Here is a 10,070-nt window from a genome sequence, read left to right as displayed (position 1 = left end):
GAGGTTCGCGCCGACCGCGCGCATGCTCGTCGCCATCGCGGACACGACGTCGATGTCCCGGTCCATCAGGATCGGCACCGACACGACCGACAGCGCGAACACGATCGCGGCGATCACACCGCCGACGACGACATAGGAGGTGATGAACACCGGGTATTGCCCGGAGAGCAGCACTTCCTGGACGAAACCGCCGGCGCTCGCGACGTTGTGGACATCGAACGCCGAGAACAGGATTGCCGACAGGCGTTCCCAGCCGAGCAGCACGAAGGCGAGGAAGGCGCCGAAGAACAGCAGGTGGGCGCTGTGGTCGCGGAAGCCTCGCAGCGATTCGCCGAAGCTGACGCTGTCCCCGTCCTCCTGCCTTCGCGAGATTTCGTACAGGCCGGCCGCCGCGAGCGGGCCGACAAGGAGAAAGCCCGAGATCGCCGCGCTGAACAGGTACGGAATCCCGTTCGTATACGCGAGGATGAAATAGCCGATACCGCTGAACAGCAAGCCGTAGCTCACGCTCGCCGGGAGGTTCCTCCGCATGTCCTCCCACCCCCGCTGCAGCCAGCGGAACGGATCGCCGATGTCGATCGGACGCACGTGGGGGTGTTCGGAATGCCGGTCGAGCGTGCCGTAGGGCTTGTCCATGTCGGCCTCCTTCTGAGCGGGAAGTTCCATTGCGACCCGCGGGTGCGGATGACGGACCCGAAATCGTCGGCGCTGGTTAGAGGAACGGCAATCACGGAAGTTCGGGCTGGCGTCGGGGTCGCAGAGAAGCGGACGAGCGACCGTGTCCGGCGGCGCAAGGGCTGCAGCTGCAACACCTGCACCCTCGCGGAGGCACCGCAGCAAGCCTGGAGGGGCTGCTCCCGTCCGCAACGCTTACGCATTTGCCACAACGGGCGCAGGTGGACGGCGGACGGGAAACGCTCTGGCCTCGCCGTCGATGTATGCGCCTGTCAGCGCGCTTCGCGTGCGAACGGCGCGATCGGTGGAGGTTGCCAGACGTTGCGGCAGCGGGTCTCGCGGACGAACAGGCTGGCGACCATGCCGGTGAAGGCCACCGCCGCGAGCAGCGCGAGGCCGAGCCGGAAGGTGTCGACCGAGTACCGCCGGACGCCATCGACGAGCACGCCGTCCCAGCCGAGGTCGAGCGTCGCCCCGACCGCGGGTTGCAGCAACGCGCCGGCGAGGAAGCCGCCCATATTCGTGACGCTGGTGCTCATGCCGGACAGATGCGGCGGATTGACTTCCTTCGCGCAGGCCCAGGTCAGCGCGAAGCCCGCGGTCGCGAGGCCCATCAGGGCGAAGAGTCCGTAACTGACGCCGACCGGCATGCGCACCGCGGCGAGCCAGACCAGCCATAGCGTGCAATAGACGACGCCGGCGCCGGTCAGCACCGGCTTGCGCCGCGCGAGGCGATCCGACAGCGAGCCCATCGCGAGGCAGCCGACCGCGAAGCCGGCGAAATACAGCGACAGGTGGTTCGCGGCGACGACGCGGCTCATCTCGTGAACCTGCACGAGGTAGGGCGTCGCCCACAGCCCCGCGAACGCGAAGAAGCTGCCGCCGATGCCGAAGTTCACGATCACCGCCGGCCAGGTTTCGCGATTCTTCAGCACCCCGAGGAGTCCCGACAGGATCACCGTCCGGTCGACCGTCGTTTTCGTGCCGCTGCCATCGCGGATGAACAGCCAGCAGGCCACGCCGAGCAGCGCCGAAAGCGCGGCCGCGCCGACGAACACGCCGCGCCACGACGTGACTTCGACGATCATCGCGAGCGGCGTTCCCGCAAGTACGGAGCCGAGGTTGCCGACGAGCATCGACAGCCCGACCATCGTCGCGAAACGGCGCTCGTCGAACGACAACGCGATCAGCTTGAGCATCGCGATGAACACGACCGACACGCCGAGGCCGACGAGGGTGCGGCCGACGAGGGCGAGGTTCAGGTCGGGCGAAAGTCCGAACAGGGCGCTGCCGGCGGCGGCGACGAGGCCGCCGAGCAGCAGGATGCGGCGTGGGCCGAGCGTGTCGACGAGGATGCCGGTCGGCACCTGCATGACCGTATAGACGTAGAAATATGTCGCGGCGAGAGCGCCGAGCGACGCGGCGTTCGTCTGGAACGCGGTCGCGAGGTCCTGCGAGATGCCCGCGGGCGCGAAGCGGTGGAAAAACGAAAGGATATAGGCGGCGATGACGACCGCGAGCGCGACGCTGCGCCCGGATGCTGGCGATGACATGTTGTCTCCCTGCGACGGCATCGTGCGCCGTCTTGTAATTTTCGATCCGCTTCAGCGCGGCGCCGAAGCGGACGAACCCGGCGGCGTGGCCGGGCCGCGAAGCGTGGCCGTGGATTCTCGTCGGGTTGCCGGCGAACCGAAGGGGGCTTCGCCGCTCTCGTGCGGCGATCCGGAAGCCCCGACGCGTGCCGCCCGAGCGCTCGCCCGGGCGGATGCCGGGGACTTCAGCCGCGTGCCCGCTCCGGGCGTGAAGCGCTCAGCCGAGCGACTGCCCGGTCAGCCGTTCGTACGCTTCCCGGTACTTCGCCGCAGTGCGTGCGATGACGTCGGCGGGCAGGTTCGGGCCGGGCGCCTTCTTGCCCCAGGTCAGCGTTTCGAGGTAGTCGCGCACGTACTGCTTGTCGTAGCTCGGCGGGCTGATGCCTTCGCGGTAGCTGTCGGCCGGCCAGAAGCGCGACGAATCGGGCGTCAGCGCCTCGTCGATCAGGTGCAGCGTGCCCGCCGCGTCGACGCCGAACTCGAACTTCGTGTCGGCGATGATGATGCCGCGGCCGATTGCGTAGTTCGCCGCCTCGCTGTAGAGCGCGGTCGCGGCCTCGCGGGCCTGCGCGGCGAGCTGCGCGCCGTTCCTGCCGGTGCCGGCGAGGAGGTCGCTCAGCGCGGCGGCGCAGCGCGTTTGCGCTTCGGCGAACGAGATGTTCTCGTCGTGATCGCCGACATCGGCCTTCGATGCCGGCGTGAAGATCGGTGACGGCAGCTTCGCCGCCTGCTTGAGCCCGCTCGGCAGCGTGATCCCGCAGATCGCGCCGCTGTCCTGGTAGTCCTTCCAGCCCGAGCCGATCACGTAGCCGCGCACGACGGCCTCGATCGGCAGCGGCTTCAGGCGCTTGACGACGAGCGCGCGGCCGCGCACCTGCTCGCGCTCGGCGGCGGGGACGACGGATTCCGGGTCGATGCCGGTGAGCTGGTTAGGCACGATGTGGCCGAGCCGTTTGAACCAGAAACTCGCCATCGCCGTCAGCACGCGGCCCTTGTCCGGAATCGGGTCCGGCAGGATCACGTCGAATGCGGACAGCCGGTCGCTGGTGACGATCAGCAGCTTGTCGGCGTCGACGGCATAAATGTCGCGGACCTTGCCGCGGCCGAGCAGCGGCAGGCTCTGGATGGTGGATTCGAACAGGGGTTGGGCCACGGCGGAACTCGTTCAGGGCAAAACGCGATTATAGGCCAGCTTGTTCAGTGGCCGGGCGCCGCTTCCTCGGCGGCGAGCTGGCGGCGCATCCGCCGCAGTCCGAGCGCGACCAGGCCGGCGATGATCGGGATCGACACCGCGGTGACGACCTCAGGCGTCGCCGGTGTGAGGAAATCCTTGCCGCCTTTCGCGAGGTATTGCACGAGCTGCGAGCCGTAATACGTGATCGCGACGACCGACAGGCCTTCGACGGTTTCCTGCAGCCGCAGCTGCAGTTTCGCGCGGCGGTTCATCTGCGCGAGCAGCTCCTGGTTCTGCCGCTCGAGTTCGATGTCGACCCGCGTGCGCAGCAATTGCGAATTGCGCGCGATGCGGCTCGACAGGTCCTCCTGGCGCCGCGCCATCGTCGCGCAGGTCGCGATCGCCGGCGCGAGGCGGCGATCCATGAACTCGCGGATCGGCGGGAAGCCGTCGAGGCGGACTTCGCGCAAATCCTCGATGCGCTGGCGCACGAGTTGGTAATACGCGGCGGCGGCGCCGAACCGGAACGAAGTGCGCGCGACCGATCGTTCGATGTCGGCGGCGAGCCGCGTCAGGCGGTTGAGCACGCCGCGTTCATCGTCCGTCGCCGCCGACCGGCCCATCGCATCGGTCAGGTCGGCGAGTTCGTTCTCGGCGCGCGCGAGCAGGCGCCCGACGTCCTTCGCGACCGGAAGCGCGAGCAGCGCCATCACGCGGTAGGTCTCGATCTCGAGGAGGCGCTGCACCGTCCGCCCGGCCTGCCGCGGCGTCATCGAGCGGTTGAACACGATGAAGCGCGAGAAGCCGTCGACGATCTGGAAGTCGGTCAGTACCCAGCCGGCGCCGGCGGTGACGCCCGACGCGACGACCGGCGAAAACTCGTGCCCGTCCTGCGCGATCACGGTTTCGGGCGGATCGTCGGCGGCGTCGCGTACCTCGACGTGTGTTGCGACGATCAGCTGGCCGGGAATCTCCCGGCGCCACGACGCCGGCACTGCGAACAAGGCCAGTCTCGCGACGGTATCGTCGTCGCCTGCGCAGCGGCGAAAGAAGGTGTAGCTCGAAAACTCGGTGTGCCGCTCCCAGCGCAGTCGGAACGCGCCGGCGTCGAGCGACACGTGGCCGGTGGATGCGTCCGGTTCGGCGAGGCCGAGCTGCGCGGCGAGGTCGTTCAGGTGTTGCGCTTCGCGGCTCGCACTGTCCTCGACATGCAGAAAGGCGAGATAGCTGACGAATTCCGGCGTTTGCAGCGGCACCGGCGGACGGGCGTGGACTTCGTCGTTGAGCAGGCGGCGTTGCGGATGTTCTTCGAACAAGGGCATGTCGGAGGAGGAGGGGGCCGGGGAGCCCGCTAGCGTAGCGGTCCTGCAGTCCCCGCGGAAGCCCGTTCTGCCCTGATGCGTCCCGCCGGACATCTGTGCTGGCAGGCGAGCGGACATTATTGATTTGGATCGACCGCCGCCGGCGCCGCCGCGCGCAGCCCCGGTGGCGGCATGGCGGCTCAGTAGCGCGGTCCCGGCGCCGTCTGCTGTTGTTGCTGTTGCTGTTGCGCCGATTCCTCGGTCGGCACGATCAGCACTTCGACGCGCCGGTTCTGCGCGCGACCGGCAACGGTGCTGTTGTCGGCGACGGGGCGCGTCGCGGCGTAGCCGACCGCGGCGAGGCGGTTCGCCTCGATGCCCTGCCGGACCAGGTAGCTGCGCACCGCTCCCGCGCGGTTCTCCGAGAGCGTCTGGTTATACGTCGCGGCGCCGGTCGCGTCGGTGTGCCCCTCGACCTGCACGACGGTGCCGGGATACTGCCGGATGCTCTGCGCGAGCTGGTTCAGGACCGGCTGGAACTGGGATTTGACGTCGGCGCGGTTGGTGTCGAACGTGATGTTCTCGGGCGCCTGCAGGCGGATCGTGTCGCCCTGCCGCTGCACTTCGACGCCGGTGCCGGCCATTTGCTGGCGCAGTTCGGCTTCCTGCTTGTCCATCTGGCGGCCGACGAGGCCACCGATCGTCGCGCCGACCGCCGCGCCGATCAGGCCGCCTTTCGTGCGGTCACCCGACCCGGCCGCAACGCCGCCGACGATCGCGCCCGCGCCGGCGCCGATCGTCGCGCCGCGTGCGGTCTGCGCATGCTCGCCGGTGTAAGGGTTCTGTGCGCAGGCGGCGACGAACATCGTCGTGGCCGCCGCGAGAATGATTTTTTTCATGGCTGTTGGCCTCTGTGCTTGTTCTTGTCGGGGAGCGATTCTGCCCGACCTCTCTCAGTGCGGAGATGACAAGATGTAAGTAGTCGATGCCGAAATCCGGTATCTCGCCGTCGTTTTCTGCGACCCTCGCGCGGCATCGTGCATTGCCGGGCCGCTCCCGCCGTCGCGGGGAACTGCGGCGCGAACGAACGGCGAACCGGAAGGCGTCGCCGCGTGGACGCCGTCGCCTCGCCGGTCATTCATCGACCGCGCGCAGCGTCGCGAGCGCGGTTTCATGCAGCGGTCCGCCGAGCCGCACCGCCTGCTGCGCCGCCTGCCGCGCCTCGTCGTGTCGCCCGAGTTCGAGCAGCACGCGGGCGTGGTTGTTGAACGCCGCGGCCGATCCGTGTCGGGACGCGGCGTCCCGGAAGGCGTGTTCTGCGCCGGAGAGGTCGCCGGCGGCGTAACGCGCGTTGCCGAGGCCGATCGCGAGAACGAGGCTGCCGGGCCAGCGCCCGAGCGCCGCCAGATAGCCTTGCGCGGCGGCGGCCGGCGGCGCGTTGCGTTCGAAAGCGACGAGCCCGCGGGTGACTTCCTCCTCGCTGGCGGTCGCCGGCAGGCGGCCCGGCGGCAAGGCCACGAAGGCCCAGCGCTGCGACCGGTTCCAGGTGTGCTCGAAAGTGCGGAACGCGAGTTCGAGGCGTTCGGTCGTGCCGGATCGCAGCACGAAATCGCCTTCGTCGAGGTCGTAGCCGATGACGGCCGCGTAGTGCCAGTACGGCACCCACGACAGCCCGAGGTTCTGCAGCACGACCACCGGATGGCCCGCCGCCGTCTCGCGCATCACCGCTTCGAGCGTGCCCGGAATCCGCGTCGCGACGGCGCCGTGCCGCCGCGAGCCGGCAAGCATCTCGAGCTGCAAGGAACCTTCGCGCGCGGGCAGGAAGACCTGGTCGGAGAGTTCGTCCGGCCGCGCCGGCAGCCCCGCCGCGGACAGCGCCGTCGCGAGCGCCGCCGGCCCGCACCGGAATTCTTCCTGCGGGAAGAACGGCGTACCGGCGAGTTCGACCCGCCGCGGCAGATCGCGCGGGGGCTCGGCGAGCAGGCGCGGCGTCTGCACCGCGCAGCCCGACAGCACGAGCGCGAACACGACGCCGGCCAGCAGCGTGAGGAACGAAGACGGCTGGCGCGGCGCGGGAACGTTGCGTCCCTTCAAGGTTTCAGCGAACCGATCGCGTGAACGGGAAGATCTTCGTGAACCCGAGGATGTCGGTGATCAGCAGCACGAGGAACACGAACACCACGACGCCGAGCACGTCGTTGCCGCCGGCGGGCGCATTTTCGATCTGCTGCGCGAGCATCGTCGCTTCCTCGTCGGTGAGCGCCGCGATACGCGCCTTCGCGAGGTCCGGCGTCAGGCCGAGGCGTTCGAGTTCGCTCTGCACGTCGCTGCGGGCCATCAGTGCGGAAAGGCGTTCATGCGGCGAGGCGTCGTTGCCGGATGCCGATGAGATGCCTGCGACCTGCTCGGTGGTGACGAGTGCCGCCTGTGCGACCTGGAACATCGTCGCGTTCGTGAAGCAGATGACAAGCAACATCGAGAGTAAGCGCTGAAGCCTTTTCATGATTTGTCTCCTCCTGTGGATGCGCGTCGATGAGCGAGACCGGCGCCGTTCCCGGGGCGGGCGAGGCCGATCACTTCAGTGTAGGCAGCGATGCCGGCTTTCGCTTGGCATCGCGACGATTCTGAATGCTTGGGCAGATATGCACGTCGAGAGCTTCGATGATCGATGGAGTCGGGCGCCGGATGTGGTAGCCCTGCGCGAGGTCGATCGACTGCTCGACGACTTTCGCGAGCACTTCGTCGTCCTCGACGTACTCCGCCACCGTGCGGATGCCGAGGTCGCGGGACAGCGCGACGATGCTGCGCACGAGCGCGCGATCCTTGTCGTTGTGCTTCATCCCGAGGATGAAGTCGCCTTCGATCTTCAGGAAGTCGATCGGGAAGCGCTTGACATAGTGGAAGGACGAGAAGCCCGAGCCGAAGTCGTCGATCGCGAGGCGGAAGCCTTCGCCGCGCAGCGTGTTGATGAAGCGTTCGAGCAGCGCCATGTTCTTGATCGTCTCGCGCTCGGTGATCTCGAACACGATGCGCGAGGGGTCGAAGTTGCATTCGGCCGCGATGCGTCGCGTCTGCTGCACGAAATCGTTCAGCACGAGCGCGCGCGGCGACATGTTCAGGAACAGCAGGCCCTGGTAGTTGGCCGCCGCGGCCGCTTGGAGCGCGCGCTCCATCAGGATGTAGTCGAGCTTGTGCATCAGGCCCATCTTCTCGGCGATCGCGACGAACGCGTCGGCAACGAGCAGCGTGCCGTCCTCGAGCCGGATGCGGGACAGCACTTCGAGCGCCTCGACCTCGCCGGTGCGCGGGTTGACGATCGGCTGGTAGAACGGGATCACGCCGCGCGCCTCGACCGCGCCGAGGATCAGGATGCTCTTCTCCGACAGCGAGCGGAAAACCTCGACGACGTCCTGCTCGGTCGGCACCGAGATGCGGCCCTTACCGTCGGCCTTCGCGCGGTACATCATGCTGTCGGCGAACAGGAAGAGGTCTTTCGTCTCGACCGCGTGGTCCGGATACACCGCCATGCCAATCGACAGCGCGCCGCTGACGCGCGCGCCGCCCGGCGTCTCGATCGACAGCGCGGTGACCGCGTGCATGATCCGCTGCGTGACTTCGACCGTGCCGGCGAGGTCGGTCTCCGGCAGGATCGCGACGAACTCGTCGCCGCCGTAGCGCGCGAGCAGGTCGTCCTCGCGCATCGCGCCGCGGATCTTCGCCGCGACTTCCTGCAGGAAAACGTCGCCGAAGCCGTGGCCGTAGGTGTCGTTGACCGACTTGAAGTTGTCCGCGTCGATGACCACGAGGCCGAACTTGTAGCCGTGCCGCCCCGAGCGGGTCGCCTCGCTGTCGAGCAGTTCCCAGAACACGCGCTGGTTGTAGAGGTTCGTCAGCGGGTCGCGCGTCGCGTAGTACTCGAGATCCTTCGTGTATTTGTCGATCGCCTTCACCGAGCCGACGACGTTCAGCAGCGTCGACAGGATGCTCTCGACGACGAGCCAGCGCGTCGCGTCGGCGTTCGCCTGCGCCTGCATCCCGATGCCGACGATGCCGCCGATCTTCGGCGCCTCGACGAGCAGCGACTTCGTCTGCACCTCGATGTCGGCGCGCACGAGCTCGGCCGACGCGCGCGAGCTGTCGGCGATGTTGTGCTCGATGCTGACCGCGTAGCCGCAGGCGAAGTACGGGTTGCGGCCGAGCGATTCCTTGATCGTCTCCTCGAAGAGCTGCTTGCTCGCGTCCGACGGCGCGTAGCGCCAGAACACTTCGAGGTCGAAGATGTCGTCGCCGATCTTGAAGATCGAGAACAGCGCATAGGCCGGCATCACGTCGTCGATGTCGATCAGCAGCCGGTTCACGTACTCGCGCCAATCCTTGACGACGTCGGACGTCAGGATGAATTTCTCGAGCAGGCGGATTTCGAATTCGAGCATTTCCTTGTCGACCGCGATCGATCGCACGCGCTCGGTCAGCTGCCGGACTTCGTGCGCGACCGGGCGGAACTCGTCGAAGCCGAAGTCGAGCGTCGCCTTCTCGAGCTGCTTCAGGTCTGAGAGCTTGCTCACCGAGCGGATGTTCTGCGCGAAACCGGCGATGGCGCGGTCGAGGCGGCGGCGGATATAGACGAACATCAGCAGCGCGGCGACGACCGCGACCGGGATGATCGGCGCGAACGCCCACAGGAACTTGCGACTGCCCGTTTCGAGCAGCGGCGTGATGTCCTGGCGCACGTCGATGACGCCGAGGACGTCGCCGGGGTCCGCATTCACGTGGCACTGGCGGCACTGCGCCTCGGCGCGCAGCGGGTGGATGAAGCGGATCTCCGGCCCGGTGTCGATGCGTCGCGATTCGCCATCGGCGATCGCCCGCAGGATCGCCTCGTCCATCTCCTTCTGCACGATTTCGCCGAACCGGGCAGCGACGCGCGGGGCGCGGTAGATCTCGATCTGGTGCTGCGTCTTGTCGACCGAACGCCGGATCGCCTGGATGAACTCTTCGAGCTGCGCGCGCGACCAGCCGGTGCGCATCAGCTGGAACATCGATTCGAACGTCATGTCCGCGAACGTCGCAGCGTCGCGCATCGCCTCGTCGCGCACCGCGCGCTCGAACAGGCCCGACACGACGTGATGCGTCGCGAACACGAGGGCGCACGAAAACACTACTGCTGCGGTCAGCAGGAGTCCGCGGATCGTCTTGATTGGAGTCATCGAATCTGGCTCGCCTGGGCACCGGTGAAGGGGGGCTGGCTGGAACCTTACATGCCAGTCGACGCGGAAAAAGCGCGACAGTAACAAGCGGTAACAGCCGAATTCGGCGCGAATATACCCC

8 protein-coding genes are annotated in these 10,070 nt (G+C 67.7%); all 8 read right to left on the bottom strand.

Annotated features, from left to right (window positions below; all coding sequences use genetic code 11):
- Positions 1-636, bottom strand: a 636-nt coding sequence (locus V6M37_RS00360) for a DUF2189 domain-containing protein (protein ID WP_332669901.1), incomplete at its 3' end; no start/stop codon positions are given.
- Positions 637-947: 311 nt separating this feature from the next.
- Complete coding sequence (locus V6M37_RS00355; RefSeq protein WP_332669899.1) at positions 948-2,228, bottom strand: MFS transporter; 1,281 nt, start codon at positions 2,226-2,228, stop codon at positions 948-950.
- A gap of 256 nt (positions 2,229-2,484) precedes the next feature.
- Positions 2,485-3,420 carry a phosphoribosylaminoimidazolesuccinocarboxamide synthase gene (locus V6M37_RS00350; protein WP_332669896.1) on the bottom strand — a complete coding sequence of 312 codons (936 nt, stop codon included), beginning with the start codon at positions 3,418-3,420 and terminating at the stop codon, positions 2,485-2,487.
- 44 nt (positions 3,421-3,464) lie between these two features.
- On the bottom strand, positions 3,465-4,763 hold the full coding sequence (locus V6M37_RS00345) for a DUF3422 family protein (RefSeq protein ID WP_332669893.1): 1,299 nt from the start codon (positions 4,761-4,763) through the stop codon (positions 3,465-3,467).
- Positions 4,764-4,942: 179 nt separating this feature from the next.
- Positions 4,943-5,641 carry an OmpA family protein gene (locus V6M37_RS00340; protein ID WP_332669891.1) on the bottom strand — a complete coding sequence of 233 codons (699 nt, stop codon included), beginning with the start codon at positions 5,639-5,641 and terminating at the stop codon, positions 4,943-4,945.
- Between the two features lie 235 nt (positions 5,642-5,876).
- The gene (locus V6M37_RS00335; RefSeq protein ID WP_332669889.1) at positions 5,877-6,836 is read right to left on the bottom strand and encodes a PA2778 family cysteine peptidase; all 960 of its coding nucleotides are present in this window, start codon (positions 6,834-6,836) and stop codon (positions 5,877-5,879) included.
- Positions 6,837-6,840: 4 nt separating this feature from the next.
- The gene (locus V6M37_RS00330; RefSeq protein WP_332669887.1) at positions 6,841-7,245 is read right to left on the bottom strand and encodes a PA2779 family protein; all 405 of its coding nucleotides are present in this window, start codon (positions 7,243-7,245) and stop codon (positions 6,841-6,843) included.
- A 70-nt stretch (positions 7,246-7,315) separates the two neighbouring features.
- Positions 7,316-9,949, bottom strand: a complete 2,634-nt coding sequence (locus V6M37_RS00325) for a putative bifunctional diguanylate cyclase/phosphodiesterase (protein ID WP_332669885.1) — start codon at positions 9,947-9,949, stop codon at positions 7,316-7,318.
- Between the last annotated feature and the right edge of the window lie 121 nt (positions 9,950-10,070).

The sequence above is a fragment of the Aromatoleum sp. genome (genome assembly GCF_036675785.1).
GTDB lineage: Bacteria > Pseudomonadota > Gammaproteobacteria > Burkholderiales > Rhodocyclaceae > Aromatoleum.
This window is presented reverse-complemented; position numbering and strand designations above follow the sequence as displayed.

Excerpts from the sequence above, each read along its gene's own strand:
- V6M37_RS00340 (WP_332669891.1), bottom strand. The coding sequence starts at position 5,641 with ATGAAAAAAATCATTCTCGCGGCGGCCACGACGATGTTCGTCGCCGCC.
- V6M37_RS00345 (WP_332669893.1), bottom strand. The coding sequence starts at position 4,763 with ATGCCCTTGTTCGAAGAACATCCGCAACGCCGCCTGCTCAACGACGAA.
- V6M37_RS00355 (WP_332669899.1), bottom strand. The coding sequence starts at position 2,228 with ATGTCATCGCCAGCATCCGGGCGCAGCGTCGCGCTCGCGGTCGTCATC.
- V6M37_RS00325 (WP_332669885.1), bottom strand. The coding sequence starts at position 9,949 with ATGACTCCAATCAAGACGATCCGCGGACTCCTGCTGACCGCAGCAGTA.
- V6M37_RS00330 (WP_332669887.1), bottom strand. The coding sequence starts at position 7,245 with ATGAAAAGGCTTCAGCGCTTACTCTCGATGTTGCTTGTCATCTGCTTC.